We start from the raw sequence: 20459 nt of genomic DNA, 5'->3' as shown, positions 1-20459 counted from the left end.
TGAGATCGGAGGTCAGAGACACGCCCCCACGCACGCCCGCGCCAGCACCTCGGCCGAATCCGTCAGTCTCACCGGCGCATCCTCCGCCCGCAGCAGCAACGGCACCTCCGTACACCCCGCGATCAAGGCCTGCGCACCCGCATCCGCCAGCACGCCCGCCAGCCGCAACATCCCCGCCCGCGCCGCCTCGCCCACATCGCCGCGCTTGACCCCATAGACCAGCGCCATGAAGGCCTCGCGATCCGCGCCGTCCAGCAGCACCGCCTCGACCCCGCGCGACGCCAACGCCGCCTGATAAAGCCGCTCGCCCCCCGGCGTCGCCAGCACCCCGATCCGCTGCACACCGTCATTTAGGTCATGGGCCGCGACCGCCGCATCCGCCGTCGCCGCGATCATGTCGATGAAGCTCAACCCCTCCGCCTCGCACACCGCTCGGATTCCCGCCGCCTGGGCATGAGCCGTGTTGCACGGCATGGCGATCACTTGCGCCCCCGCCGCCGCCAGCCGCGCCGCCATCCGACCCAGCACCACCTCCGCCTCGCCCGGCCACGTGTTCCGATCCGGCACCTGCGGGTTCAGATCCATCAGAACCCTTATGTGATCCGCATCCCCTTGGGCCGGCGTCAACGCCTGCACCCGCTCCAGAAACGCCACCGTCGCCGCCGGCCCCATACCCCCGATGACGCCCAGAATCTTGCTCATGTCGCTATTCCAGATGAAGCTTCGGCGTTTCGACGCAGCAAGACGACATCTCGCCTGAACGAAGTTGCGCTTAGCGGACAGTCCCAGGATCCGCCATGGGTGGGAAGCGGACATTGGTTCAGGTTCACACCTGCGCGTAGGGAAGTTCCAAAGTAGCAATCTCGACCTCAGCCCGGTCGTCTTCGAAGCTCACGACCAACGCCTTACCGAGCGTCGGGTCCGCCAGCCAAAACCCATCACGATAGATGCTGCTGAGTTTCGCCGCGGAGCGCACGAGAGCCTCTGTCGATATGAGGGCTGCGGGGTGTTCGTTCGCGTCCCACGCTACGACAACGACCATTTCGAATTGTTCAGCGAAGGGTATTAGCGCCCTATCGATCGTAGGCATCGGCTTGAGGGTGAATGGTCCAGCGGCTCGCAAGCAATGGACTATTTCCCGTTGTCGCTCATCCGAAAGTGGCGAAATGCGAGTGCCAAGAGCGGCCCAGGCTGCGACGAGCGCTGGCAGGCGCGTTGAGCGGAGCTTCTTCTGACGAAGGTCCAATATGCGTTGCTGTCTTTCGGCGCTCACGAGCTTTTTCTATCTGATCTTGCGACGGTCCGTCATGGGTCGTGTATCGAAGTTCGCTTAAGGGTAGAAAGCGGCTGGCGCTTTTCGTACCGTCTGCCAATGCCAACTGAACCCAAGATCGTTCTGGAGTTGCCGCTTTCAGATGAGGCGCTACTTCCCGCTTTTGTCGAGCAGTGCATCGCCGACGACGTGTCTCTGATCGCCGTCGTTGGTGAGGGCTGTGAACAGATCGAAGATGAGATCGATTGGCTGATCGTTGGCGATGGGACGGACGACAGTCGGTTCATAACTACATCCAGCCACCCCGGTGAGACGCTTGAGGAAGCGACTGAGTTCGCAAGCATGTGGTCGGTCAATGCCGATGGCCCAACAAGCGTCGTTCGCATCTGAACGTCCGCAATGGGTCGTGTGCGGTCTTTGGCTTCGCCGCCGAAAGCGGATGTTGGCCTCCAGGCCGGAAAGCAGTCGTCGCCGTCGTCCGCCAGGGGTGGTAAGCGGAAGTTGTTGCTGCGAGGATTGTCCATGACATTGCACCTCGATGCCGTTTTGACATGCGCGCTCACCGCAAAGGGATCAGGTCGCCTGTCTTTCTCTGAGATGACAACACTGCTCAAAGCCGCGAAAGAACAAGGCTTGCCCGTGTCGGTGGTTGAGGCGACTGGTGAGAACGGACGCATTCCCCGTTCTGAGTTCAGCTTCTATGTCCACCTCGACGATCTTGAAGACGCGGGCGAGGAGCGTAGCATTATCGCGTCGAAGAGCATTACTTGGACGTTCGAGCATTACGCTGAGCTACAGGTGGCGGACGACACGGAGTTCGAGGTCTGGCTGAGGCCGTAGGTCCGCCACGGGTCGGTTTGCGAAGTTAGCGCTTGGCCCAAAAGCGGACCCCACGCCGCTGCATCATTTGATGGAGCTCATTGGCGATCCTTCCGTCGCCGGGTGCGACGCCTTTCGACAAGGACAGTGAAGACCACGACGACCAGCTCGGACACGAGAAACAGAACGCCGACCCACGTGTAGTAGGACAGAAACTGAAGCCAATCGGTTCTGGTCATAGCGTCTCTCCTATCCGCCGCGCCCGATCCGATACGGCCCCGCCCTGACCGCCAGCCTGCGTTCCTTCCAGCTCAGTCGCACCAGCCCGTCGCTCACCATCTGATCGACCGCCGCATGAACCTCCGGCATCGCCTCACGCCATTCCCCGCCCGTCGCGGTCACCGCCCGCGCCATTTCGCTGGGGCAGACGGTCGCGTCGTGCGCGCGGGCGTCGAGCAGCGCCAAGATCGCCTCGCGCGCGTCCACCCGGCGCGCTGCCCCTACAGCGCGCCCTCGATCTCGCTCTGGTAGCCGAACAACCCCTGCGCCCCGCCCGTATGCAGGAAGACCACCGTCTCGCCCCGGAACCGACCCGCCCGCGCCAGGGCGATCAGCCCCTTCATCGCCTTGCCGGAATAGACAGGGTCCAGCACGATTCCGTCCAGACGCGCCGCCAGGGTCAGGGCGTCGATCACCCCCTGGTCGATCAGGCCATAGCCCTCGCCCACATAGTCGCAGTCGGCCACCACCTGCTCGCGCTTCACCCGTCCCGGATGGCCCAGCAGGGCGGCCGTCTCCTCGGCCAGTTTGAAGACGTTGGCCTCCTGCTTTTCCCTTGGCGCCCGCACTCCGATGCCCAGCACCGGAATGTCCGCCCCCATGACCGCCAGCCCGGCGACCAGGCCCGCATGGGTGCCTGCGCTGCCCGTCGCCGTCACGATCCGGTGGACCTCCAGGTCCATCTCGTCGGCCTGGACCACGATCTCGCGCGCGCAGTCGACATAGCCCAAAGCGCCCGTAGCGTTCGATCCGCCGCCGGGGATCAAATACGGATTGCCGCCCCGCGCCCGCACCGCCTGCGCCGTCTTCTCCAGCTCGGCGACCATGTCCGTCCCGCCCGGCACGGTGCGGATCGTCGCCCCGAACAGCCGGTCCAGCAGCACATTGCCGTTGCCGACATAGTCCGTCGCCTTCGACCCCGTGCGCTCTTCCAGAATGATCTCGCAGGTCAGGCCGTGCGCGGCGGCGGCCGCCGCCGTCTGGCGCACATGGTTCGACTGCACCGCTCCTTGCGTCACCAGCGTATCGGCGTCCGCCTCGAACGCCGCGCCCAGCAGGAACTCCAGCTTGCGGGTCTTGTTGCCCCCGCCCGCCAGGCCGGTGCAGTCGTCGCGCTTGATCCACAGATCCACGCCCAGCTCTTCCGACAGCCGGGGCAACGGCTCCAGCGGCGTCGGCAGATGGGCCAGGCGGATGCGGGCGAAACGGGCGAGATGCATGGGGTCGGCTCCTGTTCGCCGCCTTGATAGCGCGCCTGCATGACAGGCCCAAGCGAGGCGGCTTGACGCCGCCCTCACCCGGCGTCACCCTGATCCTCGTTCTCCGGGGGGTCGCACAGCGCGCCTTCAGCGAGTGGTTCCAGCGAGCGGTTCGAAGGCGCGCCACTTAAGTGGGCGCTTTCCGGGCGGCGAACCGGCGACCACTTCGCCTGAAAGCGCCCAGCGGCTGAGATTGGCGTAGCCGCCTGACCCGTCGAACCTGATCCGGGTCATGCCGGCGAAGGGATGGGAAACGCTTCAGGTCCTCACGACAGGACCGTCTCGCCCGACGTCGGCGGACCTCAACGCACAGAGGCCGCCATGAACATTCTAGTCACCCCGGAATCGAACTCCGTCGAGGCTCAAGTAGAGAGCGACCGCGTCGCGAGCGATAGCCTCCCCCTCGCGGAAGCGAGGAAAGAAGTCATGCGCGAGACCGGCACCATCCCCACCGGCGAACGGGCGGGCAGCCGCAAGGTCTATGTCGCCGGCGAACTTTACCCCGACATCCGCGTCCCCTTCCGCGAGGTCGCCGTCCACCCCAGCGCCAACGAGCCGCCGGTGACCATCTATGACTCATCCGGCCCCTACACCGACCCGACGGTCGCCATCGACATCAAGAAGGGCCTGCCCCTGGTCAAGTCGTCGTGGCAGCTGGACCGCGGCGACATCGCCCCCGTCCTCAACCCGCGCGAAGTGAAGCCCGAGGACAACGGCCACGCCAGCGGCAAGAACCTCGCCCCCCGTTTCGACGTCTCCAACCACAAGGTGTTCAAGGGCGTCGAGGGCCGCCCCGTCACCCAGTACGAATACGCCCAGGCCGGCATCATCACGCCCGAGATGGAATATGTCGCCATCCGCGAGAACCTGCGCCGCGAGCAGAACAGCCCCTGCATCCGCGACGGCGAGGACTTCGGCGCCGCCATCCCCGACTTCGTCACCCCCGAGTTCGTCCGGCAAGAGATCGCGCGCGGCCGCGCCATCATCCCGCACAACATCAACCACCCCGAGGTCGAGCCGATGATCATCGGCCGCAACTTCCTGGTGAAGATCAATGCGAACATCGGCAACTCGGCGGTGCTGTCCAGCGTCGATGACGAGGTCGACAAACTGGTCTGGGCCACCCGCTGGGGCGCCGACAACGTCATGGACCTGTCGACCGGCCGCAACATCCACAACATCCGCGACTGGATCATCCGCAACTCCAGCGTCCCCATCGGCACCGTCCCCATCTATCAGGCGCTGGAGAAGGTGAACGGCGTCGCCGAGGATCTGACGTGGGAGGTGTTCCGCGACACCCTGATCGAACAGGCCGAACAGGGCGTCGACTATTTCACCATCCACGCGGGCGTGCGCCTGCCCTTCGTGCCGATGACGGCCAAGCGCGTGACCGGCATCGTCTCGCGCGGCGGCTCCATCATGGCCAAATGGTGCCTGAGCCACCACAGGGAGAGCTTCCTCTACGAGCATTTCGAGGACATCTGCGACATCATGCGCGCCTATGATGTCAGCTTCAGCCTGGGCGACGGCCTGCGCCCCGGCTCCATCGCCGACGCCAATGACGAGGCCCAGTTCGCCGAGCTGCGCACCCTGGGCGAACTGACCAAGATCGCCTGGGCCAAGGGCTGCCAGGTCATGATCGAGGGCCCCGGCCACGTCCCGATGCACAAGATCAAGGCCAACATGGATGAGCAGCTGAAACACTGCCACGAGGCGCCCTTCTATACGCTTGGCCCGCTGACCACCGACATCGCGCCGGGCTACGACCACATCACCAGCGCCATCGGTGCGGCCATGATCGGCTGGTTCGGCACAGCCATGCTCTGCTACGTCACGCCCAAGGAGCATCTGGGCCTGCCCGACCGTCAGGACGTCAAGGACGGCGTCATCACCTACAAGATCGCCGCCCACGCCGCCGACCTGGCCAAGGGCCACCCCGCCGCCCGCCTGCACGACGACGCCCTGTCGCGCGCCCGGTTCGAGTTCCGCTGGGAAGACCAGTTCAACCTGGGCCTAGACCCCGAAACCGCCCGCAAATACCACGACGCCACCCTGCCCAAGGAGGCCCACAAGACCGCCCACTTCTGCTCCATGTGCGGCCCCAAATTCTGCAGCATGAAGATCAGCCAGGACATCCGCCGCGATGCCCAGGCCCAGAACGATGCCGGGGGCTCGCTGGCGGAGGCCGAGGCCGGCATGGCGGAGATGAGCGCGAAGTTCCGCGCCGGCGGCGGGGTGGTGGAGGTGAAGGTGTGACGCTCGCGGACCAGTTGCGAGGGTGCGCGTGGAGGTCTAGCTTGGCCTTATGATCAAATCCATTGCAGAACTCGTGACAGCTCTTGCCGCCCTGCTCGCTGCAGTCGCCTGGCCGGCAGCGCTTCTTGCGGGGCTTCTAACGTTCAAGAAGGAAATTCGTCACGCAATCGAGAAGGTGCCCAACCTTTTCGACCGTATGAAATCCATAAAGATATTCGAGATCGAAGCGGAGCTAGAAAAAGTCGCTGACGAAGCTGTCAAAAGTGATGCCAACAAAGGCGGAAGTATCAGCCCAAGCGAACTAATAGTTGCAGGAAAAATCAAAGGCGAGGCGCATGAGATTGGGCAACAACCCCTTTTGTCGCAGTTAGACAAGCTGTGCGTCGAGTATGACACCATACGTCGCATCATGCCGCCAAGCGCTAGCAGAACTCGCGCAATGACGCAGGTGCTCGTTCGAATGAGAATGTTGGGTCCGTCGGTATCCGATAACATGAACGTCTACACGTCCTCTAGCTCTGCTGGCAGTCGCCTGGCTGCGGTCGCCATGATGCAGATTCAGCCAGAAAAAGCTGATCTGAACTGGCTGTTGCGACGCTTTTCAGAAGACGCTCCCTTCATCTTTTATCATGCGTCCTTGGCCCTTCAGAGTGTCGCCAACAACATTCCGTCGCGCCTGCCTGATGTGAAAATCACCGCCTCCGAAGCTCTCATGATTATTCGCTCTTATAATGGCGAGCCAGATCCAGAAACGATTTTCGTTCTGGAGGCCTTGGTAGAAGAACGTGACAGTGGAAAGTACGTCTAACTGACGCTCTACAGCTTACCCTTTCATAATCTCGTCCGCCACGACCGGTGTAAAGAAAAAAATACCAATGACGCAAGATGCGTTCTCCGCAGTTCGAGAGCGGATTTACAACCATCTCAACCTCTACATTTCCTTCTCCCCGCGCCGGTGGAGAGGCGTAGAACGCAATCGTCTGACCGGCGGTTTGGACGCGCTTCATGACACTGAAGAAGCGCTTCTAAGCCTCTCGAACGGGCTTCCGGCAACAGAGGCTGCGGCGAAACTCGCTGCCTATGGATTTCTGCAAGCGCTTTACGTTCAGGGCGACGCCGTCGCGGAGATGGAAAATGCACTTGGACTTCCCAAGAAAGCCCTTGATCACGCAGATGTAGCCAAGATACGCGATATTCGTAATCGGCTGGTGGGCCATCCCGCTCGACGTGAACGTGGCAAGATTAGACCTTCGACAGGCATTTTGTCGCTCATGCGCACGGCCGAAGGACTTAGGCTCGAAGGTGGCATCTATTACGACGATGGGTTTGAGGTCGTCATGATCGATGTCCACGATTACATTCGTCGGATGAAACTCGGGCTGACGTCGGCCTTGATCGCTGTGGAGGTCGCAATGATATCCAGAGAAGAGTCGTTCCGAGCCGCAGAGCGCGAAAGTCCGCTGATCGACCTTCTCAAGTTCGATTTCACCTACTCGCTGGGAAAGATTTCAGCGGCAGCACGCGATCCTGATCGCTTATCGCTTGCTTTGAGCGAACTCTCAATGACGGTGAACCATCTCGACCGAGTTCGCGAAGGCCTAGCCGAGCGCAATTTTCTTGTCGATGGCACGCTATGGGCGCTCGACACAGCATCGGGCGCCGCTCAGCTTTTGCGGAGATTGGCGACCGAAGCAGAAAATGATCAGGTGCCGGAAGATCAGTGGGACGCCGTCGTTGCTGGGCTTAGGAGTGCCATAGATGGCCTTCATGAGCGGCTCCAAGCTTGGGACGACGAGATCGCCCGACCGGCCGAGCCCTAGCATGCCCACCCTCGTCCTCCTCGCCGGGCCGAACGGTGCCGGCAAGACCACCTTCATCAACCGCTTCCTGCGTCAGAGGGCGGAGGCGTTTCGGTTCGTGAACCCGGACGAGGTCGCGCGCGGCCTGAACGGCGAAGGCGCGGCGCGTGATCTGGCGGCTGGGCGGCTGGTGCTGGAGCGGTTGAACGCCCTGTTCGTCGAGCGGGCGGACGTGGTGCTGGAGACGACCCTGGCCACCCGCTCCCACGCCCCGCGCATCCGCCGGTTCAAGGCCGCCGGATACCGGGTCGAACTGATCTATCTGCGTCCGCCCTCGGCGGACTTCTCCGTCGCCCGCGTGGCGCGCCGCGTGGCCCAAGGCGGTCACGGCATTCCCGAAAACACGCTACGCCGCCGCTTCACGCTCAGCCTCGACTATCTGGAGACGGTCTACAAACCGCTGGTGGACTCGTGGGAGGTCTATGCGAGTAGCGACGAAGGCCTGGAACTGCTAGAAATGAGCCCGCGATGAGCAAGATCTTCGACACCGAAACCGTCCTGAAGGCTGGGCGCGACGCCGCCCTGATCGCGCGCACCGGCACGCGCGAGGAGAAGTCCGGCAAGTTCCTGCCGCCGCCCGGCTGGAAGGGGCATCTGGTCACCGCCGCCGACGCCCCGGCTGCGCCGAAGAAGAAGCGCGCTTAAGCTTTCGTCATCCTCCGGCAAGCTGCGTCTTCGCGGCGCTGACCGGGGGACCCAGCGGCCTGCGCGAGCAGGACCCTGTCGCGGCGGCTGACGCCCAATATCCTGCGTGAACAGATCGCCTGCGGCGCCGCTGGGTCCCCCGGTCGCTTCGCGCCGGAGGATGACGAAAGAAATGGGCAGGAAGACCGCCTTCCTATACACGATGCCGACCTTCGGCCCTCTGAAATCCCTCGGCTTTCGCGAAATCGACGGCCTCTACCCTATCACGGTTCGGGACGGCCTTAGACTGGGGGCGCGTCCTGGGATCGGGCGTGGGCGACAGCCGGGGGACGGGATGGACGACGATCAGGCCTATGACGACGGCGAGGGCGGCGGGTTCGATGGGCCGCGAGACCCGCATTACGATGCGGCGACGCAGCAGGGGCTGGATCAGATCCGCGTCCTGCGCGCGGCGGGTCTGGAACAGGCGTATCGCGACGCGCTTCATCTGGACTGCTCGGCCGAGGCCGAGGTGCGGTTCTGGCGCACGCACGGCCTGCCGATGCATCTGTTGCGGCCGCCGGTCCTCCCGGCCTCCGACGCCGCGCGCGACGCCGACCGGGGCCGGAATCGCGGCTATCGCCGCCTGTCGAAAGAGGCCTGGCAGGCGGCGGGCGAGGCCTATCTGGAGGGCGCCACGGCCGAGGCGGTCAGCGCCCGTTACGGCATGGGGGTCAGCACCTTCCGCGCCCGCGCCAGGGACGAAGGCTGGCGGCGCGAGGACCAGGACGATCCCTCTCCCCTGCCTATGGATGAACCGATCGACCTGCCGTTCGAGACGGCGCAGGGCCTGCCCGACTTTGCCGAGATGGCGGCCCACGCCCTGGTGCGGATGGGCCGGGCGGTCCAGGCCGGGCGCGCGATGGAGGCGGCGCGTTGGGTGCGGCTGCACGCCCATCTGACCCGCCTGGCGCGCGAGGCGGAGCCGCCTGCCCCGAAGCCCGAACCCAAACCGAAAGAACCCGACATGGCCGAGCGCGCCACGGCCGTCGCGCGGCAGATTGAGGTCATCGCCCTGGAGGCCGCCGCCCTGACCCCCGGCGACTATGCCGGCCGCGACGCCCTGATGGCCCGCGTGGATGCGCTGGACGACCTGAAGCCGTCCCCGATTTCAGACGAATTGCACCATTCAGACGGTGTTTTTGCGGAGGGAGCGTCTGAAACCGAGCCACAGGCTTCGCCGTGACGCGTGACGGGTGAATCGTAAGTGAAGAGGCGGCCGCGTAAATAACTCCACTCACGAATCACCCTTCACTACTCACCCGCTAAACCTCCGACGCGATCTTCCTCAGGGCGTCCTCGAACGCCTGCGCCGGCTGGCCGCCGCTGATCAGGTATTTGCCCTCCACCACCACGGCGGGGACCGAAGTGATGCCGCGCGATCGCCACAGCTCCTCGGACGCCCGCACGGCCTGGGCATAGCGGCCCGAGGCCAGCACCTCTGCCGCCTCGGCCCGGTCCAGCCCTGCGGCCTCGGCGGCGGTGGTCAGGACACCAGCGTCGGTCAGGTTCTTGTTCTCGGTGAAGTGGGCGGTGAACAGCGCCTGTTTCAGGGCCTTCTGCTTGTCCGGCGCCGTCTCGTGCGCCCAGTGCAGCAGGCGGTGAGCGTCGAAGGTGTTCCAGATCCGGCTATCGTCGGTCATCCGCATGTCGAAGCCGACCTCGCCGGCCCGCTCGCGGATCATGGCCCGGTTGGCGGCGGACTGCTCAGGCGACGCGCCGTATTTGCGGCCGATGTGCTCGACGATGTTTTCGCCCTCAGCCGCCATCTGGGGGTTCAGCTCGAACGGCTGGAAGGCGATGTCGGCGGCGATCCCCTCGCTCTTGAGGGCGTCCAGCGCCGTCTCCAGCCCGCCCAGGCCGACCACGCACCAGGGGCAGACCACGTCGGAGACGAAGTCGATCTTCAGGGTCTTGAGCGGAGCGGTCATCGGCGCGGCCTCTTCTGGAACAGCGTGTGTTGCGAACCATATGGCGACGCCGTGTCAGGCGACAAGGCCTAGCCCAGCAGTTCACGCGCCAGGTTTTTGGGCGGCCGGATTCTGCGCCAGCGCGCCTCCACGAAAGCGAAGGCGCCGAAGGCCATCAGCCCCGCCGCGGTCAGCCCCAGGATCCACGATCCGCCCGGCTGGCCCTCCAGCGCGTCCAGCGCTGACGCCGTCGTCGTGACGTCGCCGGAGCTTGCATGCAGCCCCGCCAGAACCACGAACACGCCCAGCGGCAGATAGGCGAACCCCCGCGCCGCATAGCCCGTCCGCGCCAGGGCCGTCGCCGTGCCGCAGAAGCCCTCGGGACAGGCCAGGGCGTCGTCGAAGTCGTCGCGAAAGGCGCGAACGATGTTGCCTATGCCGACGCCCAGCACGGTCAGTCCCGCCCCGATCAGCAGCACCTCGCCGAACGGCAAACCCAGCAGCATGGCCGCCTTCTGCTGGTTCTCGGCCACGCTCTCCGCCTGGGCGGACGATGCGCTGGTCGCCTCGCCGAACTCGTCCAGATACTCGAACACGCCCGACGCCAGCAGCGCGTAGAACAGGCCGCTGATCGCCTGGCCCGCCCGCGTCATCCAGCCCTTGAGGTCCGTTCCCTCGTGGTCGGCGTCGAACACGGCCTGCAGCACGCGCCAGCCGACGAAGGCCCACAGGCCCAGGCCCAGCAGCACCAGCCAGACCTTGCCGAACGGCTGGGCCGCCAGCCAGCCCGCCGCCCCGCTGGTCCCCACCGCCTCGCCGATCCGGTCGGTCGCCGCCAGCAGGGTCAGCGCCCCGGCCGACAGATAGACGAAGCCCCGCGCGCCGTATCCGACCCGCGCCGCCCACTCGACCAGCGTCGCCAGAGGCGGCAGGCGAAAGGCGCGGCCCAGGTCGGCGGCGGCGTGGCGAAGGGTCTTGGCGGCGGTCATCGCGTCTCCGGCGGCGAGAGGCTGCCTAACGCCTGTCGCACAGCAAAGGCTCCCGACCCTGCGCTGTGTCGACATCCGACAGACGCCGGCCCGCGTATGCCGCTACGGTCAAGCCTCAGGAGCCAAGCTTGCGCATCTACGAGTTTCATTTCTTCGACGAAGCCGACCGCCGCCCCCTGCTCGACTTCTTCGACGGGGCCGACGACGACATCGCATTGGCGGCGGCCCGCAACCGCCTGGCCGACCACGCCTCCTGTATCGGGGTCGAGGTTCATGAGGCGGAACGTCTGGTGGCCCGAATCGAGCGGACGGCGCCGGCTAAAATCTGACCGCTTGCGTACACAGCCCAGTTAAGTCAGAACTTTTCCCCAAGAACTATCGCCAGATACAGCCACGCTGTGTCGGGTTCCGACAGACGAGGCCGACGGATCGCCTTATGCGCGAACTCATGCGCAGCCTCCCGCCGGGCAACCGGTTGATCCACGGCCTGAATCCCGAAGACCGCGACGCCCTCGTTGCGATCGCCACCCCCGTCGAATTCGCCCTGGGCCATGTGTTCAACGAGCCGGACGACGCCATCGAACACCTGCATTTCATCGACAGCGGCTTCTGCTCCTCGGTGGCGGTGCTGGAGGACGGGCGCACGGTGGAGACGGTGATGATCGGGCGCGAGGGCGTGCTGGGCGTCGTCGCCTCGGTCGTGCCGCACCACGCCCACACCCGCAGCGTGGCCCAGGTCGCCGGCACGGCGCGGCGGGTGGATGCCGCGCGCTTTCGCGCCCTGTCGGCCCAGCGGCCGGGCGTGCGCGACGCCCTGTCGGCCCAGCGGCCGAGCGTGCGCGACGCCGTGGGCGACTATATGGCGCGGCTTCAGGGCGAGTTGGAGCAATCCACCGCCTGCAACGCCCTGCACCACGCCGGCCAGCGGTTCGCCAAATGGCTGCTGCGCTGCCACGATCGGGTCGAGGGCGATACGCTCAGCCTGACGCAGGAGTATCTGGCGTCGATGCTGGGGTCGCAGCGGACCACGGTGAACGAGGCGGCGCAGGGGCTGCAGAAGGCCGGCGCCATCGCCTATTCGCGCGGCCGGATCACCGTTCTGGACCGGGCGGCGCTGGAACGGGCGGCCTGCGAATGCCACCGTCGCGGCGGCGACCAACCTTAGTCCGCCTGGGCGGCGGGCAGTTCCAGCACGGCCTTCAGCCCGCCCATGTCGCTGTCCGCCAGCGTCAGCCGACCGCCATAGGCGCGGGTCAGGTCGTCCACGATCGACAGGCCCAGGCCCGAGCCCGGCGCACTCTCGTCCAGCCGCGCGCCGCGTTGCATGACCGTGTCGCGCTGATCGGCGGGAAGACCCTGGCCGTCGTCCTCGACCACCAGGACCATCTGCCCCAGGCCGTTACCGCCGGCCGAGATGCGAACCCGGCGTTTGGAGAACTTCGCGGCGTTCTCGATCAGATTGCCCAGGATTTCCTGCAGATCCTGACGCTCGCCCAGAAAGGACAGACTGTCGGGCGCACGCCAGTCGATCTCGACGTCCTTGGTGCGGAACACCTGTTCGATCATCACAGCCAGCTCGTCCAGCACCTCGGCGACAGGCGTGGTCTCGCCCAGGCCGTGGGCGGCGCGGGCGGCGGCGCGGGCGCGACGCAGGTGGTGATCGACCTGGCCCTGCATGACCTTGGTCTGACGCCGCACCAGTTCGGGCAGGTCGCCCTGGGTGGTCCCCGCCTCGGCCAGCATGACGGAGATCGGCGTCTTCAGCGCATGGGCCAGGTTGCCGACGTGGGTGCGCTGGCGGTCCACGACCTCCTGGTTGTGGTCCAGCAGACGATTGACCTGTTCGGCCAGGGGCTTGATCTCCAGCGGATAGGATCGTCCGATCCGGGCCGACTTGCCCTTGCGCACATCGGCGATCTCGTCGCGCAGGTCGAACAGGGGGCGCAGGCCGATCCGAACCTGGATGAAGACCGCCGACACCAGGCCCAGGCCCAGGATCAACAGCGCCGTCAAGGTGACGCGGGCGAACTGGCGCGTGTCGGCGTCCACCTCGGATCGGTCGATGGCGGCGATGAAGATGACCGGATGTTCGTGCCGTGGGATGGACTTCATGCTGGCGGCGACGCGCAACGGCTCGCGTGTCTCGGCGTCGCCCTTGGGGCCGGTGGTGTTGAAGGTGATGACGTCCCCGAACGCCGCATTCAGCCGTTCGGGCAGGTCGGGCGGCAGGGTCAGATCATAGCTCCACAGCGAGTTGGAGCGCGCCAGGCTGACCAGCCGCCCATCCGGCCGCACCTCCATGATCTGCCAGTATTTGCCCGACAGCAGGCGCAGCGTGCGGGCGTCCTGGATCTGGGGCGCCAAGCCCCCGTGAGGCGTGCGGCTGGCGCCGACCACGATCTCGTCGATGGTCTCGTTCAGCATGGCCCCCAGACGCCGCAACGCCGATTCCTGGAAGGCCTGGGTCAGGACCAGGGCGGCGACGACCAGGGCCACCAGGATCCAGGCCGAGGCCAGCCAGATCAGCCGCCGGGTCAGCGAACGGCCGGGCCGCCCGAACCAGCGGCCCCAATCCTGGGGTCGTTTGGCTCGTCGGTTCGAAGCCGCCTGGCCGGTCACGCCGCTTCGGATTCGCCCGCCAGAGGCGTCAGCCGATAGCCGAGGCCGCGCACGGTCTCGATCCGGTCCGATCCGACCTTCTTGCGCACCCGGCCGATGAAGACCTCGATGGTGTTGGAGTCGCGGTCGAAGTCCTGATCGTACAGATGTTCGACCAGTTCGGTGCGACTGATGACCCGCCCCTGGTGCATCATCATATAGTGCAGCAGCCGGTATTCCAGCGAGGTCAGGCGCAGGGGTTCGCCGTTGACGCTGGCCCGCGCCGCGCGTGGATCCAGCCTTAAACCGCCGCACGCCAGGGTCGCCGAGGCGATGCCGGCCGACCGGCGCAGAAGCGCCCTGAGGCGCGCCAGCAGCTCCTCGGTATGGAAGGGCTTGGTCAGATAGTCGTCGGCGCCGGCGTCGAAGCCCGCCACCTTGTCCGACCAGGCGCCGCGCGCCGTCAGGATCAGGACCGGCGTGGCCTTGCCCTCGCGGCGCCAGCGTTCCAGCACCGACACCCCGTCGATCTTGGGCAGGCCCAGGTCCAGGACGATGACGTCATAGGGTTCGTTCTGGCCCAGATAATGGGCTTCCTCGCCGTCCGGGGCGTGATCCACGGCATAGCCCGCGTCGCCCAACGCCGCCTTCAGCTGACGCGACAGGTCCGCGTCGTCCTCGACCAGAAGCACGCGCATCAGTTGGGCCTGCGACGTTGATTGTTGTTGTCGTCCGAGCCGCCCTGACGGGCCTGGCCGGTCCGGCCGTCGACCACGACCTCGCGCACGCGGCCGTCGCGCTCGACCAGGACGGAATAGTTGCCGTCGCGGCGCGGCTGGGTGTCGATCGGTCGGCCGCCCCCGGCCTCGCCGCCACGACGACGCGCCTCGTCCGGGCTGACGCGGGGGCCGCGGTCCTGCGAGCGAGGATCCGGGTCGCGCGACTGGGCGAGCGCCTGCGTCGTCATGACGGGAGCAAAGGCCAGGGTCAAAGCCAAGGCCAGGGCCGGGGGAGCGAGGATAAGACTGGCGGGTTTACGGGACATGGCGACCGATCTAGGCCCAATCATCTGAACGGGCGCTGAATACGTCGTATAGTTTAAAGCGACCTTCGCGCCAAACCGGCGAACGCCGATCCTGTCGTCCTTGTCATGCCGATGAACCGAACCTGATCGTCGCTGTTCAGAACCGGCTCAGTCGCCGGGTGGTCAACTTTCCTCATCGCTGGTCACCCCGACCGACAGAACATTTGAGGAGATCGCTATGCGCAAGCTCATCGTCCCCGCCCTCGTCCTGGCCGCCGCCTCGGTCGCCGCCCCGTCCTTCGCCCAGTCCTACAACCGTCCGCCCCCGCCCCATCATGGCGCCCAGCACGCCGGCTATGGCTCGTGGCAGTCGATCAACGCCCGTCAGGCCAACCTGGACCGCCGCATCGACCAGGGCGTCCGCAATGGTCAGATCAGCCGTCGTGAATCCACCCGCCTGCGCGGCGAGTTCAACAGCCTGCTGCGCCTGGAAGCCAACTATCGCCGCGGCGGCCTGACCGCCTGGGAGCGCCAGGACCTAGACCGTCGCTTCGACCGCCTGTCGGCCCAGATCCGCAACGAGCGCAACGACCGCGACCACCGTCGCGGCTGAGGCCCCGTCCCGTTGACGCCCTGAGGGCGCGGCCGAAAAGTCGCGCCCTTTTGCGTTCACGCGGCGCCTGTCACGCCGCTGTTGAGGAAGCGTGGTTCACGGTCGTTGTCTGAAGGACGCGCGATTTCCAGCGGCGTCCCCCCGGAGATCGATCATGAGCGCTCTTGTCATCGCCCTGCTTCTGGGCGCGTCGTCCTGCGATCCGGCCGCCGCCGATGTGGGCTCGGCGGGCGGGGATGGCTGTGCTCGGGTCTGGATGGATCGGTCGCTGCGGATGAACGACATCGCCGCGGTCGGCACCCACAACAGCTACAAACTGGCCATTCCCGAGGCGGAACTGGCGGCGATGACGGCGGTCGATCCGCGCGCGATGGGGCTGGACTACGCTCATCGTCCGTTAACGGAGCAACTGGACGCCGGCGCGCGTCAGCTGGAGATCGACGTGCTGAACGATCCCCAGGGCGGGCGTTATGCGCGTCCGGCCTCGGCTTTGGGTCAGGCGGACCACAGCGCGCCGACGAGCGCGCGCTTCCAGGACGCCATGTCGCGGCCCGGGATGAAGGTGCTGCATATGCCCGACGTGGATTTTCGCAGTTCCTGCCTGACCTTCGTCGCCTGTCTGACGCAGGTTCGCGACTGGTCGACCGCCCATCCCGATCACGCGCCGATCCTGATCATGCTGAACGCCAAGACGGGCGCGGCCTCCATGCCGGGCGGCGTGTCGCCGATGGCTTTCGACGCGGCGGCCTGGGACGCGCTGGACGCCGAGATTCGCGCGGTGTTCGACGCCGGTCGCCTGATCACGCCGGACCAGGTGCGCGGCGACCACGCCACCCTGCGCGAGGGCGTGCTGGCAGGCGGATGGCCGACGGTGGGCGAGGCGCGCGGCAAGGTCTTCTTCGCCTTGGACGAAGGCCCGGAAAAGGTCGCGGCCTATGCGGCCGGCCGGCCGTCGCTTCAGGGCCGGGCGATGTTCGTCAACACCGACGAGGCCAGCCCCGCCGCCGCCTATCTGACGCTGAACGATCCGGTGGCCCAGCAGGATCGCATCCGCGCGGCCGTGCGCCAGGGCTTCATCGTACGCACCCGCGCCGACGCCGACACGGTCGAGGCCAGGGCTGCCGACGTGGCGCGCCGCACCGCCGCCTTCGCCAGCGGGGCGCAATATGTGTCGACCGACTACTATTGGGCCGATCCACGCTTCCCGACCTATGAGGTGCGACTGCCGGGCGCCCAGGCGGCGGCGTGCAATCCGGTGCGGGCTGCGGCGCGCTGCGACGGGCTGGCGGTCGAGATGATCACGGGCGCGCCCGTGCGCGGCTATCTGGCGCCAGGGGATCGGCCGGACCTGACGATGGTGCTGGCCCCGCCGCCCGAGCCGGGCTCGCCCCGCGACCGCGCCAACGCCGAGGTGTTCCGCGAGACCCGCGCGCTTCAGGGCACGGCGCGCTGGGACGTAGCGACCGCCGATGTCACGGGTGACAAATACGACCATTTCGCCCAGGCGCTGGGCGTGCGCCTGACGCCGGAACAGGCGCCGGTGCTGACGGCCCTGCTGGACCGATCGGGCGATGACCGGTCAGTCGTCGGCGTGGCCAAGGAATACTGGGGAACCAAGCGGCCCTATATCGGCACTGAACTGCCGATCTGCGAGGCGAAGAGCAATCACCTGGCGGGCAATCCCGACTATCCGTCGGGCCATTCGGCGCATGGGATGCACATCGCCATGATCCTGGCCGAACTGGCGCCCCAGCGGGCCGACGCCCTGTATGCCCGCGGTCGTGAGTTCGCCGAAAGCCGCTTCATCTGCGGCTCCCACAGCTACAGCGCTGCCGAAGCCGGCATCCTGTCGGGCGCGGTCATCTATGGCGCCGAACAACGCTCGGAGACCTTCCGTCGCGACATGGAGGCGGCGCGCGCGGAGGTGCAGGCGGCGCTGGCCTGGGGCCGTCCAGAGGCTGTTGCGGGGTCGAACGCGACAGCGCCGTGAACATTGGATGAAATCGGCTGTCACACGCTGAGGGGCGGGGTGACGCCGTCGTTGAGGGCGGTAGATCGGCCGGCGTGACGCCATGGGCCGGTCGACGTGTTTCGCGGGTGAAACGCGTCAAGCTCTCTGGGGGTAGTCCAAATGAAGAACCGAATTCTCGGCACGACGGCGCTGGTCGTCGCGGCCGTCTCGCCGTTCGCCGCGTTCGCGCAAACGGCCGATCAAGTCGCGACGCAGTCTGATGTGTCCCAGGTCGACGAGATCATCGTCACCGGCAGCTATCGCCGCAGCCTGGAAGAGGCCGTCGACATCAAGCGCAAGACGGTCGGCTTCTCCGACTCGATCGTGGCGACCGACGTGGCCAACTTCCCCGAGCAGAACCTGGCGGAGGCGCTGCAGCGCATCCCCGGCGTGACCATCGAACGCAACAGGGGCCTGGGCCAGCGCGTGTCGGTGCGCGGCCTGCCCAGCGAGTTCACCTTCGTCTCCATCAACGGCCTGGCGACCGCCTCGGGCAGCGGCGGCCGCGATGTCGAGTTCGACATCTTCGCCTCTGAAATCATCCAGCAGGTCACGGTCCAGAAGTCCCCCCGCGCGGCGGACGAGGAAGGCGGCATCGCCGGTTCGATCAACATCTCGACCGCGCGTCCGTTCGACTACGAGGGGCGTCGCGTCGTGGCGTCCGCAGAGGGCGCCTACAACTCCATCTCGGAAAAGACCGATCCGAAACTGTCCTTCCTGGCCAGCGACACCTGGGGCGACTGGGGCGCGCTGGTGTCCTTCTCGACCGCACGCCGGACCAACCGCACGGACTCGGAATCAGGCATCAACTTCCGTCCCCTGACGCGTTTCCTCAGCGCCGGCGGCACACGAGGAACCCAGGCCCAGGCCGTCTTGGCGCGCGACGCCGGCGTCATCGTCAACAATCGTCTGAACGCCGCCGAGACCGACCGGATCATCTTCCAGGACAAGGTGGGCGACCGCGCCTATCTGAACACCCAGGACCAGTGGGGCGGCTCTCTTTCGCTGCAGTATCGTCCGTCGGCCAACTTCAGCCTGGCGTTCGACGCCCTGATCGGTCGCTACGAGACCACCGAAGACCAGTACGATGCGGCGGCCTATTCGGCCTCCAGCCGTTCGACGCTGGAGACGATCCACGAGTCCGACAAGACCACCCTGGCTGAGTACGGCATGGTCGTGCTGCGCGACGTCTCCTATACCGCCACCCAGCACGAGATGCTCAGCAAGGAGCAGATCAACGAGACCGACTATCGCCAGTTCGGGACCGAGCTGAACTGGAGCGGCGACAGCTGGAAGCTGCACGCCCTGGCCGGCTATTCCGGCGCCGAGAAGACGCTGGACTACGCCAACCTGAAGCACGTCGCCTATGCGCCGTCGCGGACGCGCTGGACCGCCGATGGCGGCGAAACGATCAAGAGCGCCAACCCCGCCTCGATCGACATGTACAACTCGCCTCAGAGCTATCTGTTCGAAGCCTATGAGACGACGCTGGAACAGATCACCGACGACAAATACGCCGCCCAGATCGACTTCACCAAATATCTCGGCCTGGATTTCTTCCCGGCCCTGACCAGCGTTCAGTTCGGCGCGCGCTATACCGACAAGTCCAAGGAGCGTCAGTACGGCGCCCTGAACATCCAGGGGACCGGACCGGGGCGCGTCGACTATCTGAACCGCCCGATGTCGCAAAGCGAACTGACGCCGATCGGCGAGCTGGTTCCCGGAGGCGCCTTCAGCATTCGTGATCTGAACTGGAGCCAGGTGTCGAACGACTATGCGCGGCGCACCTTCCGCTACGACGGTTTCTTCACGCCGTTCACGCCTGGCGACTACTACGAAGTGTCGGAAAAAGTCCTGTCGCTCTACGCTATGGCGGACCTGAACTTCGACATCGGCCCGGTGCCGGTCTCGGTCAACGGCGGCGCGCGTTATGTCGACACCTCGATCACCTCGTCGGGCTATCACCAGATCCAGAACCCGAATGGCACGACCGGCTTCACGCCTGCGCCCATTTCGAGCGACGGCGGCTACGACAAGCTCCTGCCCAGCCTGAACCTCACGGCCGAACTGACCGACAGCCTGATCTTCCGCGCGGCGGCTTCGGAGACCCTGATCCGCCCGGCCCTGACCGACCTGGCCTACAAGCGCACGGCCAGCTTCAACTCCTTCCGCTTCACCGACGGCAACCCCAACCTGAAGCCGACCTACGCCAAACAGTGGGAAGTCGGGCTGGAGCAATATCTGGGCGACGGCGGCCTGCTGGCGGTCTCGTACTTCTGGAAGGAAATCGAGGGCGTGGTGCGTCAGGCCCTGACGGGCACCGTGCCGAACGTGACCAAATACAACGCCAACGGTACGATCGACGGCGTCTATACCTTCGACGTCTATCAGCCGATCAACGAGCCGGGCTCCTATGAGGTAAGCGGGGTCGAGCTGGTCGCCGTGGTGCCGTTCGGCCAGTTCTACGCGCCGCTGGAAGGGTTCGGGATCAACGCCAACTATACCGTTCTGGACAGCTCGCTGACCGGCACGTCGAAACTGGGTATTCCCACCCCGCCGGTCGGCCTGGCCGACAACACCTACAACGTCACCCTGTTCTACGAGAACGCCAGGTTCCAGGCGCGTGCGTCCTACAACTTCAAGGACAAATACGTCGAAGCCATCGGCTACGAAATGTATCCGATCTGGCGCGAGGGTTACGGCCAGGTCGATCTGTCGGCCAGCTACCGCGTGACTGACGCCATCCAGATCAACCTGGAAGGCATCAACGTCACCGACGAGGCGACCAAGGGCTACACGATGGATCCGTCCTTCCCCACGATGTACGAAATGTCGGGACGCCGGATCAATCTGGGCCTGCGGATGGAGTTCTGATCCGTTCGTGG

23 protein-coding genes are annotated in these 20459 nt (G+C 66.0%); 13 read left to right on the top strand and 10 right to left on the bottom strand.

Features of this window, described 5'->3' with window-relative positions:
* Positions 1-12: 12 nt before the first annotated feature.
* Together cuyB and AC3ISA_RS09235 are read right to left on the bottom strand one after the other, a co-directional pair.
* Positions 13-702 (bottom strand): cysteate racemase, encoded by a 690-nt coding sequence (gene cuyB, locus AC3ISA_RS09240; RefSeq protein ID WP_489177652.1) that lies wholly within the window; start codon positions 700-702, stop codon positions 13-15.
* Positions 703-826: 124 nt separating this feature from the next.
* Positions 827-1042 (bottom strand): hypothetical protein, encoded by a 216-nt coding sequence (locus tag AC3ISA_RS09235; RefSeq protein WP_489177651.1) that lies wholly within the window; start codon positions 1040-1042, stop codon positions 827-829.
* Positions 1043-1372: 330 nt separating this feature from the next.
* On the opposite strand from AC3ISA_RS09235, the gene AC3ISA_RS09230 reads away from it, so the two are divergent.
* Together AC3ISA_RS09230 and AC3ISA_RS09225 are read left to right on the top strand one after the other, a co-directional pair.
* Positions 1373-1663, top strand: coding sequence for a DUF7684 family protein (locus AC3ISA_RS09230; protein WP_489177650.1), 291 nt, complete (start codon positions 1373-1375; stop codon positions 1661-1663).
* Positions 1664-1795: 132 nt separating this feature from the next.
* The gene (locus tag AC3ISA_RS09225; RefSeq protein WP_489177649.1) at positions 1796-2113 is read left to right on the top strand and encodes a hypothetical protein; all 318 of its coding nucleotides are present in this window, start codon (positions 1796-1798) and stop codon (positions 2111-2113) included.
* Positions 2114-2190: 77 nt separating this feature from the next.
* On the opposite strand, the gene AC3ISA_RS09220 is transcribed toward AC3ISA_RS09225, so the two are convergent.
* Genes AC3ISA_RS09220 through cuyA form a run of 3 tightly spaced genes read right to left on the bottom strand, consistent with a single transcriptional unit; the run spans position 2191 to position 3591 of the window.
* Positions 2191-2331, bottom strand: coding sequence for a hypothetical protein (locus AC3ISA_RS09220; RefSeq protein WP_489177648.1), 141 nt, complete (start codon positions 2329-2331; stop codon positions 2191-2193).
* Positions 2332-2341: 10 nt separating this feature from the next.
* Positions 2342-2578: a DUF3253 domain-containing protein gene (locus AC3ISA_RS09215; RefSeq protein ID WP_489177647.1), complete on the bottom strand. Its 237-nt coding sequence runs from the start codon at positions 2576-2578 to the stop codon at positions 2342-2344.
* A 14-nt stretch (positions 2579-2592) separates the two neighbouring features.
* Positions 2593-3591 carry a D-cysteate sulfo-lyase gene (cuyA, locus tag AC3ISA_RS09210; RefSeq protein WP_489177646.1) on the bottom strand — a complete coding sequence of 333 codons (999 nt, stop codon included), beginning with the start codon at positions 3589-3591 and terminating at the stop codon, positions 2593-2595.
* Positions 3592-4056: 465 nt separating this feature from the next.
* On the opposite strand from cuyA, the gene thiC reads away from it, so the two are divergent.
* The 6 genes from thiC (at position 4057) to AC3ISA_RS09180 (ending at position 9615) form a co-directional block, all read left to right on the top strand.
* Positions 4057-5886, top strand: a complete 1830-nt coding sequence (thiC, locus tag AC3ISA_RS09205; protein WP_489177645.1) for a phosphomethylpyrimidine synthase ThiC — start codon at positions 4057-4059, stop codon at positions 5884-5886.
* Positions 5887-5935: 49 nt separating this feature from the next.
* Positions 5936-6694, top strand: coding sequence for a hypothetical protein (locus AC3ISA_RS09200; RefSeq protein ID WP_489177644.1), 759 nt, complete (start codon positions 5936-5938; stop codon positions 6692-6694).
* Positions 6695-6761: 67 nt separating this feature from the next.
* Positions 6762-7706 carry a hypothetical protein gene (locus AC3ISA_RS09195; protein WP_489177643.1) on the top strand — a complete coding sequence of 315 codons (945 nt, stop codon included), beginning with the start codon at positions 6762-6764 and terminating at the stop codon, positions 7704-7706.
* Position 7707: 1 nt separating this feature from the next.
* Entirely contained in the window at positions 7708-8217 is a 510-nt protein-coding gene (locus AC3ISA_RS09190; protein WP_489177642.1) for an ATPase, read from the top strand.
* Positions 8214-8390: a hypothetical protein gene (locus tag AC3ISA_RS09185; protein WP_426020268.1), complete on the top strand. Its 177-nt coding sequence runs from the start codon at positions 8214-8216 to the stop codon at positions 8388-8390. Before AC3ISA_RS09190 ends, AC3ISA_RS09185 begins: the two co-directional genes overlap by 4 nt.
* A gap of 334 nt (positions 8391-8724) precedes the next feature.
* Positions 8725-9615 carry a hypothetical protein gene (locus tag AC3ISA_RS09180; protein WP_489177641.1) on the top strand — a complete coding sequence of 297 codons (891 nt, stop codon included), beginning with the start codon at positions 8725-8727 and terminating at the stop codon, positions 9613-9615.
* A 79-nt stretch (positions 9616-9694) separates the two neighbouring features.
* On the opposite strand, the gene AC3ISA_RS09175 is transcribed toward AC3ISA_RS09180, so the two are convergent.
* Together AC3ISA_RS09175 and AC3ISA_RS09170 are read right to left on the bottom strand one after the other, a co-directional pair.
* The gene (locus AC3ISA_RS09175) at positions 9695-10360 is read right to left on the bottom strand and encodes a DsbA family oxidoreductase (RefSeq protein WP_489177640.1); all 666 of its coding nucleotides are present in this window, start codon (positions 10358-10360) and stop codon (positions 9695-9697) included.
* Between the two features lie 68 nt (positions 10361-10428).
* Positions 10429-11328 (bottom strand): DUF1206 domain-containing protein, encoded by a 900-nt coding sequence (locus AC3ISA_RS09170; protein ID WP_489177639.1) that lies wholly within the window; start codon positions 11326-11328, stop codon positions 10429-10431.
* Positions 11329-11456: 128 nt separating this feature from the next.
* Between AC3ISA_RS09170 and AC3ISA_RS09165 the strand changes: the two genes are divergently transcribed.
* Both AC3ISA_RS09165 and AC3ISA_RS09160 read left to right on the top strand, forming a co-directional pair.
* Positions 11457-11657 (top strand): hypothetical protein, encoded by a 201-nt coding sequence (locus AC3ISA_RS09165; RefSeq protein ID WP_489177638.1) that lies wholly within the window; start codon positions 11457-11459, stop codon positions 11655-11657.
* A gap of 107 nt (positions 11658-11764) precedes the next feature.
* Positions 11765-12493: a Crp/Fnr family transcriptional regulator gene (locus AC3ISA_RS09160; RefSeq protein ID WP_489177637.1), complete on the top strand. Its 729-nt coding sequence runs from the start codon at positions 11765-11767 to the stop codon at positions 12491-12493.
* Here AC3ISA_RS09160 and AC3ISA_RS09155 read toward each other — a convergent pair.
* From AC3ISA_RS09155 to AC3ISA_RS09145, 3 genes are read right to left on the bottom strand one after another with little or no spacing between them, the layout of a single operon-like run.
* The gene (locus tag AC3ISA_RS09155; RefSeq protein WP_489177636.1) at positions 12490-13947 is read right to left on the bottom strand and encodes a sensor histidine kinase; all 1458 of its coding nucleotides are present in this window, start codon (positions 13945-13947) and stop codon (positions 12490-12492) included. The two genes, AC3ISA_RS09160 and AC3ISA_RS09155, sit on opposite strands and share 4 nt — an antisense overlap.
* Positions 13944-14624, bottom strand: a complete 681-nt coding sequence (locus tag AC3ISA_RS09150) for a response regulator transcription factor (RefSeq protein ID WP_372692724.1) — start codon at positions 14622-14624, stop codon at positions 13944-13946. The genes AC3ISA_RS09155 and AC3ISA_RS09150 overlap by 4 nt, the downstream gene beginning before the upstream one ends.
* A complete protein-coding gene (locus AC3ISA_RS09145; RefSeq protein WP_372692725.1) occupies positions 14624-14971 on the bottom strand; it encodes a hypothetical protein in 348 nt (115 codons plus the stop codon). The genes AC3ISA_RS09150 and AC3ISA_RS09145 overlap by 1 nt, the downstream gene beginning before the upstream one ends.
* A 217-nt stretch (positions 14972-15188) precedes the next feature.
* Here AC3ISA_RS09145 and AC3ISA_RS09140 point away from each other — a divergent pair, with 217 nt between their 5' ends.
* The 3 genes from AC3ISA_RS09140 to AC3ISA_RS09130 all read left to right on the top strand — a co-directional run bounded on the left by AC3ISA_RS09140 (position 15189) and on the right by AC3ISA_RS09130 (position 20448).
* The gene (locus AC3ISA_RS09140) at positions 15189-15563 is read left to right on the top strand and encodes a hypothetical protein (RefSeq protein ID WP_489177635.1); all 375 of its coding nucleotides are present in this window, start codon (positions 15189-15191) and stop codon (positions 15561-15563) included.
* A gap of 154 nt (positions 15564-15717) precedes the next feature.
* Positions 15718-17553, top strand: a complete 1836-nt coding sequence (locus tag AC3ISA_RS09135) for a Ca2+-dependent phosphoinositide-specific phospholipase C (protein ID WP_489177634.1) — start codon at positions 15718-15720, stop codon at positions 17551-17553.
* Between the two features lie 141 nt (positions 17554-17694).
* Entirely contained in the window at positions 17695-20448 is a 2754-nt protein-coding gene (locus AC3ISA_RS09130) for a TonB-dependent receptor (protein WP_489177633.1), read from the top strand.
* The last annotated feature ends 11 nt before the right edge of the window (positions 20449-20459 follow it).

The organism is Brevundimonas sp. KH_058 (genome assembly GCF_057838505.1).
Note: the sequence above shows the minus strand (reverse complement) of the source record. Positions and strands in the feature narration are given on the sequence as shown.